This is a genomic window from Agromyces cucurbitae, from assembly GCF_058349945.1.
Genome location: NZ_JBYRES010000005.1, coordinates 81885 through 99975 on the forward strand (window position 1 = coordinate 81885; position 18091 = coordinate 99975).

9 protein-coding genes are annotated in these 18091 nt (G+C 73.0%); 2 read left to right on the forward strand and 7 right to left on the reverse strand.

The annotated features are described in order from the left end of the window. Window positions 1–14: 14 nt before the first annotated feature. From AC3RJ6_RS17590 to AC3RJ6_RS17600, 3 genes are read right to left on the reverse strand one after another with little or no spacing between them, the layout of a single operon-like run. Window positions 15–887 carry a class I SAM-dependent methyltransferase gene (locus AC3RJ6_RS17590; RefSeq protein ID WP_491428424.1) on the reverse strand — a complete coding sequence of 291 codons (873 nt, stop codon included), beginning with the start codon at window positions 885–887 and terminating at the stop codon, window positions 15–17. Next, complete coding sequence (locus tag AC3RJ6_RS17595; RefSeq protein ID WP_491428425.1) at window positions 884–3856, reverse strand: UPF0182 family membrane protein; 2973 nt, start codon at window positions 3854–3856, stop codon at window positions 884–886. The genes AC3RJ6_RS17590 and AC3RJ6_RS17595 overlap by 4 nt, the downstream gene beginning before the upstream one ends. A 59-nt stretch (window positions 3857–3915) precedes the next feature. Then, window positions 3916–5025, reverse strand: coding sequence for a YlbL family protein (locus AC3RJ6_RS17600; protein WP_491428426.1), 1110 nt, complete (start codon window positions 5023–5025; stop codon window positions 3916–3918). Between the two features lie 169 nt (window positions 5026–5194). On the opposite strand from AC3RJ6_RS17600, the gene AC3RJ6_RS17605 reads away from it, so the two are divergent. Continuing rightward, a complete protein-coding gene (locus AC3RJ6_RS17605; RefSeq protein ID WP_491428427.1) occupies window positions 5195–6571 on the forward strand; it encodes a zinc-dependent metalloprotease in 1377 nt (458 codons plus the stop codon). Between the two features lie 937 nt (window positions 6572–7508). On the opposite strand, the gene AC3RJ6_RS17610 is transcribed toward AC3RJ6_RS17605, so the two are convergent. Beyond that, window positions 7509–9266, reverse strand: a complete 1758-nt coding sequence (locus tag AC3RJ6_RS17610) for an ATP-dependent helicase (protein WP_491428428.1) — start codon at window positions 9264–9266, stop codon at window positions 7509–7511. After that, window positions 9263–10315 carry an NAD(+) diphosphatase gene (gene nudC, locus AC3RJ6_RS17615; protein ID WP_491428429.1) on the reverse strand — a complete coding sequence of 351 codons (1053 nt, stop codon included), beginning with the start codon at window positions 10313–10315 and terminating at the stop codon, window positions 9263–9265. The genes AC3RJ6_RS17610 and nudC overlap by 4 nt, the downstream gene beginning before the upstream one ends. A 107-nt stretch (window positions 10316–10422) precedes the next feature. Between nudC and AC3RJ6_RS17620 the strand changes: the two genes are divergently transcribed. Next, complete coding sequence (locus AC3RJ6_RS17620) at window positions 10423–11691, forward strand: phosphotransferase (protein ID WP_491428430.1); 1269 nt, start codon at window positions 10423–10425, stop codon at window positions 11689–11691. Here the strand turns inward: AC3RJ6_RS17620 and AC3RJ6_RS17625 are convergent. Together AC3RJ6_RS17625 and AC3RJ6_RS17630 are read right to left on the reverse strand one after the other, a co-directional pair. Then, on the reverse strand, window positions 11625–14918 hold the full coding sequence (locus AC3RJ6_RS17625; protein WP_491428431.1) for an ATP-dependent helicase: 3294 nt from the start codon (window positions 14916–14918) through the stop codon (window positions 11625–11627). The genes AC3RJ6_RS17620 and AC3RJ6_RS17625 overlap by 67 nt on opposite strands. Next, window positions 14915–18046 (reverse strand): PD-(D/E)XK nuclease family protein, encoded by a 3132-nt coding sequence (locus tag AC3RJ6_RS17630; RefSeq protein ID WP_491428432.1) that lies wholly within the window; start codon window positions 18044–18046, stop codon window positions 14915–14917. Before AC3RJ6_RS17630 ends, AC3RJ6_RS17625 begins: the two co-directional genes overlap by 4 nt. Window positions 18047–18091: the final 45 nt, after the last annotated feature.

Below are 18091 nucleotides of genomic sequence, written 5' to 3' on the forward strand. Positions count from 1 at the left end.
AGGCATCCACGTGCTCAGCCCGACTGCCCGGAGTGGCGCGCCACGATCTCGTACGACAGCGGCAGCCAGCGCTCGGCCGGCCAGCCGTACATGCCCTCGCCCTGGTCGACCGTCGCGGGGAAGATCTGCCATGGCACGGAGTAGTGCTCGTCGAACACCTCGATCGCGAGGCCCGCGTCGCGGAGCGCCCCGAGCACCTCGCCGAGCGGGTGCACCCACTCCCAGTTGCGGGCGTTGACGAGGCGCGCCTCGGGGTCGGCGTAGTCGCTCGGGTCGTCGAGCACGTCGGGCTCGCCGCCGTTGTCGTAGGCGTACCGGATCGACGGCAGCCCGTTCGGGCCGTCGTCGCCGTCGAGCACCATCGCGGCCGGATGCCCCTCGGCGAAGTAGAGCCGCCCGCCGGGCTTCAGGAACCAGGCGACGATGCGAGCCCACTCGGCGACGTCGGGCAGCCAGTTGATCGTGCCCCACGTGACGAACACGAGGTCGAACGACTCGGGCTCGGGCAGCAGGTGGCGCGCGTCGTAGACGTTCGCCTCGATGAACCGGGCGCGGTCCTCGACGCCGAGCTCGGTGGCCATGCGCCGCGCCTCGGCGACGGCGGCGGGCGCGAAGTCGATGCCGACGACGGTGGCACCCCGGTTCACGAGCGAGAGCGAGTCGGAGCCGAAGTGGCACTGCAGGTGCAGCACTCGCACGCCGTCGAGCCCGTCGGGGAACAGCCGGCCGATGCCCGCCGCCGCGATCGGGTCGAGCACTCCCCCACCGTCGCGCAGCGGCGCCTGGTCGTAGAAGTCGCTCGCGAGGTGCACGCCGACGCGTTCGTCCCAGTTGGCTCGGTTGTCGTCGAGCCACTCGCCGTCGCGCAGGTCGAACGACACGGTCACTGGCCCGAGTCGCTCGAGCCGTCGCCGCCCGAACCGTCGGTCGAGCCCGTCGAGCCGCCGCTCTTCTCCGCGTCGGTCAGCGCGATCATCTTCGAGATCGTGTCGGCGAGCTTGGCATCGGCGGCGCCGTAGGCGACCCAGTCGCCCTCGGCGAGCGCGGCCTGCTTGTCTTTCAGCGCCTGGGCGGCCTGGTTGAGCAGGGCCTGCATCTCGTCGCTCGGCGTCTCGGGCGTCGTCGGCGTCGAACCGCCGTTCTCACCCTCGCCCTCGCCCGTGCCGGGCTCGACGTTCTCATCGCCCGTCGTGGCTCCCGAGTCGCCGCCGAACAGCACGTTGAGCGCCTGGTCGAGGGTGTCCTGGAAGGCGATCTGGTCGCCGAACGCGACGAGCACCTTCTGCAGGAGCGGGTAGCTCGTGTTGCCCGTCGACTTCACGTAGACCGGCTGCACGTACAGCAGGCCGCCGCCGACCGGCACCGTGAGCAGGTTGCCGTTGATGACGTCGGACTGGCCCTGCTTCAGCAGGTTGAGCGACTGCGACACGCTCGGGTCGGAGTTGAACTTCGCCTGCACCTGGCCGGGGCCGGGCACGTTGTCGTCCTCGGGCAGGGTCAGCAGCCGCAGCTTGCCGTAGCCCTCGGCCCGTTTGCCGTCTTCGGCGCCCGCGTCGGAGTCGACCGCGAGGTAGCCGCGCAGCACGTTGCGGCTCTGATCGCCACGCGCCTCGGGGATGAAGGTCGAGTAGAGCGAGTACGCCGGGGTGTCCTGCCCGGGCATCTGCATCGTCAGGTAGTACGGCGGCTGCAGCAGCTGCGAGGTCGCACCGGCGGTCGGTTCCTTCGGCGTCGTCCAGGCGTCTTCGCGCGAGTAGAAGGGGCTCGCATCGGTCACGTGGTAGCGGCCGAGCACGGCGCGCTGCACCTTGAACAGGTCGGACGGGTAGCGCACGTGGCTCATGAGATCGCCCGACATCTTGCTCATCGACTCGACCGTCGACGGGAAGACCTTCTGCCAGGTCTTCAGCACCGGGTCCTCGGTGTCCCACGCGTACAGCTTCACCGTGCCGTCGTAGGCGTCGACGGTGGCCTTCACCGAGTTGCGGATGTAGTTGATCTCGTCGAACGCGAGCGCAGGCGTGAGGCCCTCGCTGTCGGCGATCGCCTCCGACATGCTCACTTTGTTCGAGTACGGGTACTGGTCGGAGAGCGTGTAGCCGTCGACGACCCACACGATGCGCCCGTCGACGATCGTCGGGTAGGTGTCGGAGTCGAGCGTCAGGTACGGCGCGACCTTCTGCACGCGCTGGATCGGGTCGCGGTCGTACAGGATCTGCGACGAGGTCGTGACCTCGTCTGAGAGGAAGATCTGCTCGGACTGGAACTTCAGCGCGTAGACGAGCTTCGTGAAGATGTTGTCGAGCTTCGGCCCGCCGTCGCCGGCGAACGTCGTCTGCGTCTGCTCCTCGTTGTCGCCGCCGGCCGGGTAGTCGAGCTCGATCGGGTTGCTGCCCTTCGGACCGCCCACGATCGAGTACTGCGGGGAGCCCTCGCCGAAGTACACGCGCGGCTCGAAGTCGCCGAGCGACCCCGACTGCGGGATGCCGGACTGGAGGAACACGGGCTGCCCGTCGACCGAGCGCTGGTTGCCCGCGGCCGCGACGAGGCCGTACCCGTGCGTGTAGACGAGGTGCGAGTTGAACCAGGTCTCGGCGTCGCCGAGGCCCGAGACGCGCACGTCGCGGACCGCGACCACCGTGTCCTGCGTCTCGCCGTCGATGTCGTAGCGGTCGACGTCGAGCTGCTTCGGGAACTGGTAGTACTGGCGGAACTGCTCGAGCTGCTCGAACGCCGGCGAGATGACGAGCGGGTCCATCAGTCGGATGTTCGCGGTCGTCTCGGCGTCGGAGCGGAGCGCGCCCGGCTCGGCGTCGGTCTTCGCCTCGAACGGGATCTCCTCGACGTCGGCCACGCCGTAGGCGTCGCGGGTGAGGTCGATGTTGCGCTGGATGTACGGCGCCTCGAGCGACTTCGCGCTCGGGTCGACCTGGAAGCGCTGGATCACCCACGGGTAGAGGGTGCCGATGATGAGGCTCGTCACGATGAGCAGCACGGTACCGATGAGCGGCAGTCGCCAACGGCCCATGATGGCCGTCACGAAGAAGAGGATGGCCACGACGACGGCGATGCCGGCGAGGATGCCGCGGCCGGGGATCACCGCGTTGACGTCGGTGTACGCGGCGCCCGTGATGAGCGACCCCGACTCGGTGACCGTCGCGTACTGGTCGAGCCAGATGCTGATGCCCTGCAGGAGCAGGTAGATGCCGGCGGTCACGGCGATCTGGATGCGCGCCGACTTCGAGATGACGACCTCGCGGCCCGAGACCCGGATGGCGCCGTAGAGGTAGTTGGTCGCGATGACGAGCAGCACCGAGAGCAGCACGACCGCCGACGCGAAGCCGACGACGCTGCGGTAGAACGGCAGCTCGAACACGTAGAACCCGACGTCGAGGCCGAACTGCGGATCGGTCTCGCCGAACGGGGTGCGGTTGAGCCACGCGAGCGTGACCTCCCAGCGGCTCGAGGCCGAGACGCCCGCGAACACGCCGAGCACGATCGGGATGCCGTACATCGCGAGTCGACGCAGCGGCTCGAAGACCTCTTGGTAGCGGTCGAGCTGGGAGTTGAGCTTCGCGTAGACCGGTCGGGTGCGGTAGGCGATCTGGATCGAGCCCCACACGGGCAGCGCCATCGCGAGGAAGCCGATCACGAAGAGCGAGACCCGTGCGATCCACTCGGTCGTGAGCACCGAGAGGAACCCGAGCTGCTGGTACCAGAGCACGTCGGCGTAGAGACCGGTGAACACGAAGAACGCGATGACGAGCGCCAACACCACGCCGATCGTGATCACGATCGGCGCGCGACGGCGCGGGATCCTCGGTTCTTGCGGCTGTGCTGACACTCTCGGCCTCATGTTCGGTCGGGATGGGATCGGGACTCCATCCTAGAGTCGCGATGCTTGGAATCTGCTGGTCAGGAGGCGTCGCACGACGGGTAGTCGCCGGCGATCTCGCCGTCGGCGAGGTCCTCGACGATCGTGCGGGCCTGGTCGAGCGTCGACACGGCGAACACGTTCATGCCGTCGGGGACATGTCCGACCACCTCGTCGCAGTTCGCCTCGGGCGCGAGGAACCAGTCGGCGCCTGCGCCCTCGGCCCCCCAGAGCTTCTGTCGGATGCCGCCGATCGGTCCGACCACGCCCGCCGAATCGATCGTGCCGGTGCCCGCGACGATCTCGCCGCCCGTCATCGCGCCCGGCGTGAGCTCGTCGACGATGCCGAGCGCGAACATCATTCCGGCGCTCGGGCCGCCGACGTTGTCGAGCTGCAGCTCGACGTCGACCGGGAACTCGTAGTGCATGCGGACGCCGACGCCGAGCACCGGCGTGCCGCCGTTGTCGACCGGGGTCACCTCGACCGTCTGGCGCTCGCCGTCGCGTTCGATCACGATCTCGGCCGGAGCATCCGTGCCGTGCTCGCCGACCGCCTGCTGCAGCTCGCCGATCGAGTTCACCGGGGTGCCGTCGAGCGAGACGATGACGTCGTCGGGCTCGATGACGCCCGCGGCGGGCGACCCGTCGAGCAGCGACACGACGGTCACGTCGCGCGGGAACTCGTATCCGAGCTCGACGAGGGCCGCGGCGATCGCGTCCTGCTGGGAGTCGACCATCGCGGCCGCGTTCTGGGCGTCCCGGTCGGAGTTCGAGACCCCGGGCGGGAAGATCGCCTCGACGGGCACGACCGAACGGGTGCGATCGAACCAGGCCGCCATGACCTCGATCCAGGTCGGCGTGCTGCCCGGCTTGCCGAACACCGAGACGGTGAGCAGGTTCAGCTCGCCGTCGGTCGGAAACGTCTGCTCGTCGGGGATGTGGATGAGCGGCACCTCGTCGCCGTCGCCGTTCTCCGCCGTGCCGAGCGTGTCGTACACCGGTCCGGGTGCCTCGATCACGTACGGCGACGGCATGACCGCGAACACGAGTCCGATCACGATCGCCACCGCGACGGCGCCCCAGCCGACGCGCTCGCGCAGCGACCTCTCGTGCGGGTGATGCGCCGAGGAGTCGTCGGAGAAGAGGGCCATCGGGCATCCTTTCGCGCCGATCGCGATGAGGTATCGGGGGTTCCGGGGCGGCCGCGCCGGTGCTGTTCGCGACGGGCGGACACCCGAAGAGCCAGCCTAGGCCATTTCCCGGTCATCACCCGGGATCCCCGCGTTACGGTGGAGACGACGAGACGTGGAGGTGGCGCACGTGGCCGATCAGCAGGGTGAACCCGGCGACCGGAGCCCGGAGGACGAGTTCCGCGAGATGCTGCGCGAGCTGCTCTCGGGCGCGGGCGGCATCGACCCGTCGAAGCTCGCCGGCGCGGCCGGCCTGCCCGACGACCCGGCGAGCGTCGCGGCGCTCTTCGGGCAGCTGCAGCAGGCGATGAACCGTTCGGGCGACGGCATCGACTGGTCGATCGCGACCCGCCAGGGCGAGGAGCGGGCGGCCGCCGGCCAGCAGCAGATCTCCGACGCCGAGCGGGCCCGTTTCGACCAGGCGTTCCAGGTCGCCTCGCTCTGGCTCGACGAGGCGGTCGACTTCTCCTCCCTGCCGCAGACCCCCGAGCTCCTGACCCGCCGCGCGTGGGTCGCCGCCACGATGCCCATCTGGACCCAGCTCGCCGAGCCGGTCGCCCTCTCCATCTCCGACGCCCTCACGCGCGTCATGCTCGAGCAGGCGCCGGAAGAGATGCGCGGCATGATCGAGAACGCGAGCCGGATGCTGCGCGGCATCGGCGGCACGCTCTTCGCGATGCAGCTCGGGCAGGTCGTCGGGCAGCTCTCGACCGAGGTGGTCTCGGGCGGCGACGTCGGCCTGCCGCTGCTCGAGGACTCCCGCGCGGCGATCCTGCCGCAGAACGCCGCCGAGTTCGGCGACGGGCTCGACATCCCCGCCGACCAGGTCGAGCTCTACCTCGCCGTGCGCGAGCTCGCGCACGCCCGGCTCTTCCGGCACGCGCGCTGGCTGCGGCTGCACTTCATCACCGCGATCACGGCGTTCGCCAAGGGCATCGACATCGACACCGAGCGGCTCGAGCAGCTCGCCGAGGGCTTCGACCCGTCGAACACCGACGAGCTCCGCCAGGCCGTCTCGTCGGGTGCGCTGATCCGGCCGAAGAGCGAGGCCCAGCAGGCCGCGCTCGGCCGGCTCGAGACGATGCTCGCCCTCGTCGAGGGCTGGGTCGACGCGGTGACCGCCGATGCGACCGGCCGGCTCCCCCGCACCGACGCGATCGCCGAGACGATCCGCCGCCGGCGAGCCTCGGGCGGCCCCGCGGAGTCGGCGTTCGCCACGCTCGTCGGGCTCGAGCTCCGGCCGCGCCGCCTGCGCGAGGCGACCGCGATGTGGCGCGCCGTGACCGACGCCGTCGGCGTCGAGGCGCGCGACGCGCTGTGGGCGCATCCCGACCTGCTGCCGACCGCCGACGACCTCGACGACCCGAGCGGGCTGATCGCCCGCCTGACGGGAGCCGACGCCGCCGAGAACGAGGCCGACGACGAGTTCGACCAGGCGCTCGAGCAGCTCTTGCGCGGCGAAACGCCGGCCGGCCCCGGCGAAGACGGCGAGACGCCCGAGTCGTAGGGCGCATCGGGCCTCGCTCACCGGCCCGTGGTCTCGGGCCTTGCGACCTGTGGAAGGATTCCCGCGCGCGCACGGCCGCTGGGGCATGCTCTCGGCATGGCTCCGCGAATCGATCCGGCTCTTCCGCTCGTCTGGCGATCGCCCGCAGCACTGCAGCTCGGCGGCGAGACGCCGCGCGTGATCGTCGACGACCCCGGTCAGCTCGAGACCGGGCTCATCAGCCTCCTGCGGCACGGCGCGAACCTCTCGACGGTGCACACGATCGGCGCCGGACTCGGCGGTTCCCCCGAGCAGGTCGACCGGGTGCTCCGCCTGCTCGCCCCCGCGTTCGATGCGGAGCACGCCGACGGCGCGATGGATCCGCCCGATCCGCCCGATCCGCCCGAACCGCGCGTCGCCGCGTCTCGTCCACGGGGCTCGGCGTCCGGGCGTCCCGGGGTTCCTGCGGTTCCTGCGGTTCCGCGGACGCCCTCGCTCGTGATCGTCGATGCGCCGGCACCCTTCGCACGACGCGCGTCCGAACTCCTCGCGCAACTCGGTCACGCGACGGCGAGCCCGGCCGAATTCGACTCCGCCGCCACGCCTGACCGAGCCGTGCCCGCCCTCGCGCTCATCGTGTCGCACTGGGTCGTCTCCCCGTCGCGGCACCTGCGCTGGCTGCGCGCCGACGTGCCGCATCTCGCGGTGGTCGACGACGAAGCGGGGTGGCGGGTCGGACCGCTCGTCGAACCCGGACGCGGGCCGTGCCTGCGGTGCCTCGACCTCGACCGGCGCGACCGCGACCCGGCCTGGCCCGTGATCGCCGCGCAGCTCGCCGATGCGCCGGCGCCGCTTCGGCCAGGAGGCATCCGCGCCCTGTTCGACGCCGCCGTGGCGGCCGCCGGGGCCGTCGACGACCGGCTCCGGTCGAGTGCCGGGTCGCTCGTCGCGACGAGCTTCAGGCCTGGTGCGACCGATGCGTCGCCGACGCGGTACCGGATGCACCCCGAGTGCGGATGCCGAGCTCCTGCAGGAATCGCGACGGTTCCCGCTCCCCTCGCTGGGCGTCGGCCTGCCGGGCCCAGCTCAGCTGGAGGCGCCGCCGTGCCCGCGTGATGCCGACGTAGAGCAGGCGGCGCTCCTCGTCGATGGCGTCGAACCCCTTCGCGTACGCGATCGGCAGCATGCCCTCGTTGAGTCCGACGACGAACACCTCGTCCCATTCGAGGCCCTTGGCCGAGTGCAGCGTCGCGAGCGTCACCACGGCGAGCGCGGGCTCGTGCTGGGCCTCGGCGCGCGCGCGGAGATCGTCGGCGAACTGCCGGAACGTCGTGCCGTCGGGCGCGTCGTCGACGAGACGGGCGATCGCGTTGAGCGACTCCCAGCGCGCGCGCACGGCGCCCGGCCCGTCGGGCGCCTGCACGCTCCAGCCGAGCGACCGCAGCACGTCGCTCACCGACTTGAACAGGGGCTCGCCGGTGATCGTGAGCGCGGCCGCGCGCAGCGCGTGCACCGCCTCGCGCACCTCGGGCTGGTCGAAGAACCGGGCGGCGCCGCGCACGCGCGAGCCGACGCCGACCTCGTCGAGCGCGTGCTCGAGGATCGCCGACTGCGAGTTGACGCGCATGAGCACGGCGATGCGGTCGGGTGCGACACCGGCGTCGACGCGATCGCGGATCCGGGTCGCCACACCGCGCGCCTCGGCGAGGTCGTTCGCGTACTCGACGACCGCCGGTTCTGCGGCATCCGCCCCCTGACCGGTGACCGCCTCGAGCCGCAACGCGCCCTCACGACCGCGCATGAGCCGGTTCGCGGTGTCGACGATCGGCGGCGTCGACCGGTAGTTGCGCTCGAGCCGCACGATCGTCGCGTCGTCGTAGCGACGCTCGAACCCGAGCAGGAATTCGCTGCTCGCGCCCGCGAACGAGTAGATCGTCTGGCTCGCGTCGCCGACGACGCACAGCTCGGCGCGGTCGCCGAGCCAGAGCTCGAGCAGGTGCTGCTGCGCCGGCGAGACGTCCTGGTACTCGTCGACGATGAAGTGGCGGTAGCTCTCGCGAACCTGCATGGCCACGGATGCCTCGGACTCGATCATTCCCGCGGTCGCGAGCAGCACGTCCTCGAAGTCGATCATGCGGCGCTCGTCCTTCACCTGCTCGTACGCCTCGACGAGCTCGACGAACTGCTCGATCGTGAGGCGCCCCGGCGCGCCGCGTCGCTCGAGCCTCGCCCGGTGGGCGTCGGCACCGGCGAGGCCCACCTTGCGCCACTCGATCTCGGCCGCGACGTCGCGGAGCGTCGGGGTGTCGACCTTGAGCTTCGCCCGCTCCGCCGCCTGGCCGAGCGCGCGGCCCTTGTACTCGAGCACGCGCGGGGCGGGACCGCCCACGACGATCGGCCAGAAGTGGTTGAGCTGCGCGAGTGCGGCGGCGTGGAAGGTGCGGGCCCGCACCGCGCCGGCGCCGAGGGTCGCGAGGCGGCCCCGGAGTTCGGCGGCGGCCCGGGCGGTGAAGGTGAGCGCCATGACGCGCGCCGGGTCGTACGAGCCCGAGGCGACCCCGTATGCGATGCGATGGGTGATCGCCCGCGTCTTGCCGGTGCCCGCTCCCGCGAGCACGCAGACCGGCCCGTGCAGGGCCTCGGCCACGATGCGCTGCTCGTCGTCGAGGCCGTCGAGCAGCGGGTCGCCCGTGACGACGGCGCCCGGATCGGTCACGTGCCCGACCGGTCGGCGATCAGCGGAGCGCGCTCGGACGACGGCGGGCGTTCGTCGGACGCCGGGCGCGCCGTCGATGCCGGGCGTCCGCTCACCGTCGACGCCGGGTCGGCGGGTGCGACGGGGCCGCCGTACCACTGCTCGATCAACCATCGCGCGATCGACGTCGACCCGGGCAGGAGCACTCCGCCCCACGCCTCGGCGAGCTCGTCGCGCGTGAACCAGCGCAGTTCGAGGATCTCTTCGCCGTCGGGCGTCGCAGTCGCGGGGTCGGCCCCGGGGGCGACGCGGGCGGCGAAGCCGAGCATGAGGCTCGCGGGGAACGGCCACGGCTGCGAGGCGCGGTACTCCACGCGGTCGACCGCGAGGCCGGCCTCCTCGGCGATCTCGCGGACGACGGCCTCCTCGAGCGACTCGCCGGGCTCGACGAATCCGGCGAGCAGCGAGAAGCGCCGCTGCTCCCAGAGCGCGTTCGAGCCCAGCAGGAGCCGGTCGTCGTCATCGGTCACGAGCATGATCACGGCGGGATCGGTGCGCGGGAAGAGCAGCGAGTCGTCGCGATCGCAGCGGCGGACCCAACCGCCCTGGCCGGGTGAGGTCGTGGCGCCGCAGCGCGGGCAGAACCCGTGCGCGGCATGCCAATGGGCGAGCGCGAGCGCCTCGACGAAGAGCCCGGCGTCGAGCGCGTCGACGGCTGCGGCGACGTCGCGCAGGCCCTGCCAGCGAGCGGCCTCGGGCTCGAGCGCGTCGGCGGTCTCATCGTCGAGGATGCGCGCCTCGTACGCGAACGCGGGGGTCGCTCGACCGTTCGTGCGACCGAGGTAGATGCGCAGGTCGGCCGCGGGCGCATCGGCCGGGTGCCGCAGCTCGAGCGCGGGCGCCGAGCCGTCGATCCGCTCGGCGAGCAGCACGCGATCGCCGTGCACGAACAGCACCCGGGAGACGGGGTCGGCGTCGAAGTCGTCGAACAGCCCGGGTGCCGTGCGGCGCTCGGCATCGCGATCGATCACGGCCCGCGCGAACGGCGGCAGCGGGTCGAGCTCGGTCACTGCGCCCCTCTCACTGCGGTTGCGGAAGTCTTCGCCGCGCTTGCGGAGTCGCCGGGAAGGTGTGGCGGTCGCCCCTCGCCCGATGATGCCTGCTTAAGCTGAATGCCATGGCCAGACCTCCTCTCACTCTAGCCGCGTTGGCCACGGCGGCGGTGCCCGGACTCGAGGTCAACGCCGCTCGCGCGCACACCCGGCGCGCCCACGGGGCGTTCGACGCCGTCGAGTTCCGCACCACCGACGGCCGCCACCTGATCATCCGCGTCCCGCGATCCCAGTCCGCCGAATCGGAGCAGTCGGCCGACCTCGTCGCACTGCGCGCCCTCACCCCCGGCATCCGAAGCCTGCTGCCGTTCTCGGTGCCGACCTTCGTGGGCCAGGCGCCCATCGACGGCACCCGCGCGGTCGTCACCGACTTCATCGAGGGCGGCGTCTCGACCGCCGACGAACTCACCTCGCACGATCGCCTGGCCGAATCGGTCGGGCTCGCGATCGCGGCCGTCCACACGCTCCCCACCGGATTCATCGGCGAGGCCGGCCTCCCCCGGCAGACCGCCGATGCCGCACGCGAGTCGGTCGTCGCGCTCGTCGGTCGTGCGTCCGACACCGGGCACCTCCCGGCGGCGCTGCTCCGGCGATGGGAGGAGGCGACCGACGACGACACGCTGTGGCGCTTCCGCCCCACCGTGGTGCACGGCGGCCTCGCCGCCGACGTCATCCTCAACGACGGCGAGACGGTCACCGGTGTGCTCGGCTGGTCGGGGCTCGCCGAGGGCGACCCCGCCCGGGATCTGCACTGGCTGCTCACGTCTCGCGGCGCCGCGGCCGAGCGCGCGCTCGGCGCCTACATCGCGGCCCGGCAGGGCGGCGCCGATGCGCATCTGCCCCAGCGCGCCCTGCTCTACGGCGAGCTCGAGCTCGCCCGCTGGCTGCTGCACGGGGTCGACGAGCGCGACCAGGCCGTCGTCGACGACGCCATCGGCCTGCTCGACGGCCTCGTCGAAAGCGTGCACGACCGCTCGAGCGAGCCGCTCTCGCCCGAGACGGGTCCGATCCTCGCGGTGGGCGACGTGGAGCGCATGCTCGACGAGACTCCGCACGACCGGCTGCCGGCCGATCGCGGCGGGCAGATGCTGACCGACAGCTACGACTTCTCCGCCCTGCGAGCGTCGGACGACGCGCCGATGGACGCCACCGCGCCGATTCCGCTCGACCTCAGCGACTGGGGCGATGCCGCGCCCGGCGGCGCCTCCGCGAGCGCGGCGGGCGACGGGTCGGCCGCCGATGACGACGACTCCGCCGACGGTGCCGCTCAGGCGCGTGCGGCCTCGGGCGACGACGCCGAGGCCCAGGCGCGTCGCAACGCGGCCTCGTCGTAGATCGCGTCGGGCCGGATCACCCGGTCGTCCTCGACGAAGTAGAAGACGGCGTCGACCGTCGACGGATCGATGCCCGCCCATTTCGCGTAGGCGAGCCGGTACAGCGCGAGCTGGGTCTGCTTGAGCTCGAGGTCGCGCGCGTCGCGCGGGGCCTTGCCCGTCTTCCAGTCGACGACCTGCACCGCGATGCCGCGGCTGCCGAGCTCCGACGCAGGATCGACGTCGTAGACGGCGTCGAGCTTGCAGACGAAGACGTGCTCGCCGAGCGGCAGGTGGAGCTCGAGCTCGACGGCGGCGGGCCTGCGGTCGCCCCATTCGGACGCCGCGAATCGCGCCTGCAGCGCGCGGAGCCGATCGGTGCCCGCCCCGGTCTGCGCGACCTCGACGAGCTCGGAGCCCGACGGGTCGTCGTCGAGTTCGAGGAGCAGTGCGTCGAGCTCGTCGAACCCGGACGCGACGAAGCCGTCTGCCTCTTCGGTCGACCGCCGCTCGACCCACTCGTGGAACAGGGTGCCGATACGGGTCGCGCGGAACGGTCGCTGCGGCATCGGCCGCCGCAGTGCGGCGGCCACGGCGAGCGGATCGTCGACGTAGTCCTTGAACCGCGATGCGGGCACTCGCACGGGGATGTCGGGTGCCGCCTCGGGTTCGTGCCGGCGCCGGCGCTCTTCGAGCAGCAGCCGGAGCTCGTCGGCCAGGCGCGGCCCGATGCCCTGCCCGCTCGGACGTGTCGCAGCGAGCCGCACGGAGTCGGCGGCGGCCTCGACGGAGGCGCGCCGATGGGCGAGCCCGTCGAGCGGCCAGCGGAGGCGTTCGGCCGTGCCGGTACGAGGATTCTCGTCGTCGGCGGGAGCGGCCGGCAGCGCGTCGGCCGGAATCACGCCGGCGACGGCGAGCTCGCGCAGGAACGGGCTCGGATGGCGCGGCGTCTTCTGCGTCGACCACCACGACCCCGTGAGCAGCAGTTCGGACTTCGCCCGGGTCACGGCGACGTAGGCGAGGCGGCGCTCCTCTTCGGCGTGGCGCTCGCGGTTCTCGGCGGCGAACGCGGTGACCGCTTCGTCGAACTCCGCCTGGCTCTGCACGCCGCGCCACTGCAGTTCGGGCAGCTCGTCGTGGTCGCCCTTGAACTCGTCGGGCAGCTCGCCGAACGACAGCCACCCCTTCGTGGAGCGCGGCTTCGACGGGACCTCGGCGTCGACCATGCGCGGGATCGCCACGAGGTCCCACTCGAGGCCCTTCGATCCGTGGATGGACAGCACCTGGACGGCGCCGGGCTCGGGCTCGTCCTGCCGCGGTGAGAGCCGGTCGCGCTGCTCGGCCTCGGTCAGCCAGGCGAGGAACGCCCCGAGCGTCGCATGCTCAGCCATCTCGACGAAGCCGATGAGCAGCTCGTCGAAGGCCTCGAGACTCGGTGCGCCGAGCGGCTGCGCCGCGTTGGCCGCGACCTCGACGTCGAGCAGGAGCTCCTGCTGCACGAGGCTCACGAAGTCGATGAGCCCGAGGCCCGCGCGCCGCCGCAGCGCCTGCAGTTGCGCACCCGCGCGTCGCATGCGTGCGAGCCCGACCGCGCTGAATGCGCGCAGCGCCGAGTGCTCGTCGGGCGCCGTGAGCGTGAAGTCGAGCGCGTCGACGATCGACGGCGACTCGTCGACGGCGATCGACGAGCGGAGCCCGCGGCGCACGTCGTCGTCGAGTCGCCGCATGGCGAGGTCGCGGTCGGCGAGCCACTTGGCGAGCCCCCGCAGGGCGTCGAGGTCGGCGGCGCCGATGTTCCACCGCGCACCGCCGAGCACGCGCACGAGCTCGGACCCGGCCGACGGATCGTGCAGCACGCGCAGCACGCACACGAGGTCGGCGATGACCGGCTGGTCGAGGAGCCCGGCCATGCCGAGCACGTGCACCGGCACACCGCGCGCACGGAGCGCCTCGGTGAAGACGTCGGCGTTCGCGAAGGTGCGGCAGAGCAGCGCTCCGCTCGGCCGCTCACCGGTTCGACCGAGCCTGGCCGAGAACCACTCGGCGACCCGCGCGGCCTCGGCATCGATGGTCTCGGCCCACGCGACCTCGAGCCGGCCGGGGCCGGCGAAGGGCGAGGCGGCGAGCGGCGCCTTCGGGATCCCGGCGTCGAGCGGGGCGATGAGCACATTCGCGGCGTCGAGCACGATGCGCGGGTTGCGCCAGCTCGTGGAGAGGTCGTAGACGGCGGCGGACCCGCTGCGGGCGAAGTCGCGGCCGAACCGCGCGAGGTTCGCGGCACTCGCACCGCGCCAGCCGTAGATCGACTGGTCGGGGTCGCCGACGGCCATGACCGGGTGATCGGCGAAGAGCGCCGAGAGCAGCCGGGTCTGCACGACGCTCGTGTCCTGGTACTCGTCGAGCAGCACGGTGCGGTAGCGCTCGCGGTGCGCCGAGGCCACCTCGGGGTGCCGTTCGCAGATCGCGAGCGCGAGCGAGACCTGGTCGGAGAACTCCACGAACCCGCGCTGCTGCTTGGCCACGGCGTAGGCGTCGGCGAGCTCGAGCAGCGGCGGGAGCGCCCCGACGACGCCGAGCGCGTCGACGAACGACGCGAAGTCGGTGCGCTTGCGCGGCGCCTCGATCGGCAGACCTTCCATCTGCAGGAAGTCGCGCACCATGACCCGGACGTCGCGGCTGTCGGCCACGTTCTCGGCGAGCGCCCGGCTCAGGCCGAGCACGGCGCCGGTCACCCGGTCGAGCGAGGCGTCGAGCTCGACGAGTCGCGGATCGGCCGACGCCTGCGCCACCGACCGCGCCAGCTGCCACGCGGCGGCCTCGCCGAGCACCGAGGCGTCGGGTTCGCGGCCGATGAGCATCGCGTGCTCGCGGTAGATCGCGCTCGCGAACGCGTTGTAGGTGCCGACGGCGGCGGACTCGAGCGGATCGAGTTCGACCTCGGCGATGCCCTCGTCGACGAGCTGTGCGACCCGGTCGCGCACGCGCTCGGCGAGCTCGCCGGCCGCCTTGCGGGTGAACGTGAGGCCGAGGACCTCGGGCACCTGCACGTGGCCGTTGGCGAGCAGCCAGACGACGCGGTTCGCCATGGTCTCGGTCTTGCCGCTGCCTGCGCCGGCGACGACGAGGCTCTGCCCCGTGGGGTCGGCCTCGATGACCGCACGCTGCTCGGGCGTCGGTGCGTGCAGCCCGAGCCGCGACGCGATCTCGAGCGCACTGAGCGCGCCGCCCGCCGAGGACTCGCCGCTCACGCCGACACCGCCGGGATCAGGTGCACCCGGTACTGCCAGGCACCGAACCTCGACCCGAAGCCGAGCTCGGCCGGGCCGTCGAAGCCGGCCGCCGCCATCGTGCGCGCGACGTCGGCGAGCCGCTCGCGGAAGCCCGCCTCGGCCTCGTCGTCGAACGGCTGCTGCGCCCGTTCGGTGTACCCGCGACCGTACGCGGGCTTCGCCACGTAGACGAGCTTCGCGCCGCCGAGCACGCCGCCGCCGGGCACCGCCCCCGACCTGGCTGCGAGTTGGTACGCGGCGAGCTGGGGGTGCGCGGCGGTCTGCGCGGCGGTCGGCGGCGTGCGGCCCGTCTTCAGGTCGACGATGACCGTCGTGCCGTCGGGCGACACCTCGACCCGGTCGATCGTGCCCGTGATGCGCACCCGGTCGACCTCGAGGGTGAACCGGCCTTCGGCCTCGAGCAGCACCTTGCCGTCATCGGCGAAGTGCGCGAGGTAGTCGGCGGCGCCCTCGGTCATCTTGCGCGCGCCCCGGCGTTCGCGCTCGGCGACCCAGCCCGCCTCGAAGCGGAGCTCGTCGAGCCGCGCCGAGACGCCCGCCCACAGGGTCTCGACACCCGTTTCGCCGTCGGGGCGAGCGCCCGCCTCTTCGACGACGGCGTGCACGATCGTGCCGATCGAGGCGGCGATTCCGGACGGCGGAGATGCCACGTGGTCGATGAACCAGCCGAGGGGCGACTCCTCGACGCGGTCGATCTGCGACGGCGAGACGGCGACGACGGCCTCGGGGTCGCCGTCGAGGTCGACGAGCGGCGCCGACGTCGACGGCTCGGCGAGCCCGTACCAGTCGTCGGGGTGCGCACCGGGGACGCCGGCCTCGGCGAGCAGGGCGAGCGCGGCGGGGGCCTCGCCCGAGGGCGACGCGACGGCCTCGCGGCGCAGTGCCCCGACGAGTCCGCGCAGGTGCAGCGGACGGGCCCGCGGGGCGCGCACCCGGTCGGTGGCGTAGCCCATGAGCATCGAGGGCTGCTCGTCGTCGTTCGCGGTGCAGCTGAGCACGAGCTGCCGCTCGGCGCGCGATGCCGCCAGCGCGAACAGGCGCAGCTCGTCGCTGCGCACCGACGTGCGGGCCTCGGCGACGGTCTCGACCGACGGCAGCGGCTGGCCCGACCGCAGCGCCGCCGCGGTGCGTGCGAGCAGCCCGGCGTGCAGCAGCGTGCCGCGCGGCCGCAGGTTCGGCCACACGCCGTCTTGGAGCCCGGCGACGACGACCACGTCGAACGATCGGCCGATGAGTGCGGGCGGCGTCGTCACGACGACCGATTCTGCGGACCGCTGCGGGGCGAGCGAGTCCTCGGGCAGCTCGCTCGCGAGCACCTCGTCGACGAACCGCACCGCTGGGGCCTCGGGCTCGCGCTCGACGAAGCGCTGCGCCGCGGCGAACAGCGCCACGGCCGCGTCGAGCGACCGGTTCGCCTCGTCGGCGAGCACACCCGTGCCCCGCGCCTGGGCCCCCCACTCGGCGGCGAGCGCGCTCGCCTCCCACACCGACCAGAGCAGCTCTTCGATGGTGCGCCCGCGCGCGGCCTCGGCCCTCGCGGCCGCGAGCAGCCTCGCGAGCCGGGCGGCGCGACGGGCGGGGGCCGCATCGATCGAGTCGAAGCCGCCCGGCGCGGAGAGCGCCTCGACGAGCAGCTCGTCACCGGTGCGGTCGCCGCCGTTCGCGAGCTCCTCGTGGCGGAGCGCGAGCCGCAGCCGGCGGAGCCCGACCGCGTCGAGGCGACCGATCGGCCCGGTCAGCAGGGCGACGGCGAGGTCGGCGGTGAGCGGCTCGCGATCGAGCACGAGCGAGGCCGCCGACAGCAGCGCCGCCGCCGCCGGCGCATCGCGCAGGGCCGTGCGGGCCGCACCGCCCGCGGTCGGCACGTCGGCGAGCGCGAGTCCGCGCTCGAAGGCGGGCACGTCGCCGCCCGACCGCAGCACGACGGCCATCTTCGACCACGGCACCCCGTCGAGCAGGTGCCGCTCGCGCAGCAGTGCGGACACCGCCCGGCACTCGGCCGCGTGCGACGGCGCCTCGAGCCCGATCACGGGCACGAGGTCGGGCCGCCCGTGCGCGGGGACGGATGCGCCCGCCGCGTCCTCCTGCAGCACGACGGGCGCCGCACGGTGCGCTCCGCCGAGCGCGGTGCCGATGTGCCCCGTCACCGACTGCACGACGGCCCGCAGCTCGGCCCCGCCGCGATGCACGACGGGCAGCGCGTGGCGTTCGACGGCGGCACCGTCGAGCACCCCCGAGAGCGCGCCCAGCAGCTCGGGCCGCCCGCCGCGGAACCCGTTGCTCGCGACGTCGGGGTCGCCGATCGCGACGACCTGCACGCCCCGGGCCGCGAACGCGCCGAGGAGCGCCGCCGTGGCCTCGGTCGCCTCCTGCGCGTCGTCGACGACGACGAGCCGCAGCGCCGCCAGGCGGCCGAGCGCTTCGGCGGCCTCGACGTCGACGGTGCTGCGCCGCACGATCGCGGCGGCGAACGCGGCGAGCTCGGCCGAGTCGTACTGCGTGGGGCGCACCTGCGCCTTCACCTCGTCGTACTCCGCGAGGAACGCGGCTGCGGCGACCCACTCGGGTCGCTCGCAGCGCTCGCCGAGCCGCGCGAGCGTCTCGGCGTCGACGCCGTGCTCGACGGCGCGCATCATGAGGTCGCGGAGCTCGGTGCGGAACCCCCGCAGGGCCCGCACCTCGGCGGAGAGCGGCTCGGGCCAGTCGGGGCCGAAGCCGTCGCGCACGCCGCCCTCGAGCAGCTCGCCGATGATGTGGTCGTGCTCGGCACCCGTGAGGAGGGTCACCGCGCGCCCGGTGTAGGCGCGCACGAGCTCGAACGCGATCGAGTTCGCCGTCCTCGCGAGCGGGCCGCGGGTCGTGATGCCGAGCCGCACCGCGAGCGCGTCGCGCAGCGCGGTCGCCGCCGTGCGGGTCGCGGAGACCACGAGCACCTCGTCGGCCGTGCCGCCCTCGCGCTCGACCCGGTCGGCGACGAGCTCGATCGCGAGCGTCGTCTTGCCGCTGCCGGGGGCGCCGAACACCGCCGCGTGCCCGCCCTCGCCGAGCCGTCGGACGAGCTCGGGAGCCGTTCGGGTGACCTGCATGTCGGCAACGTTAACGGGTTCCGCCGACAGTGAACGCGAGCGGCT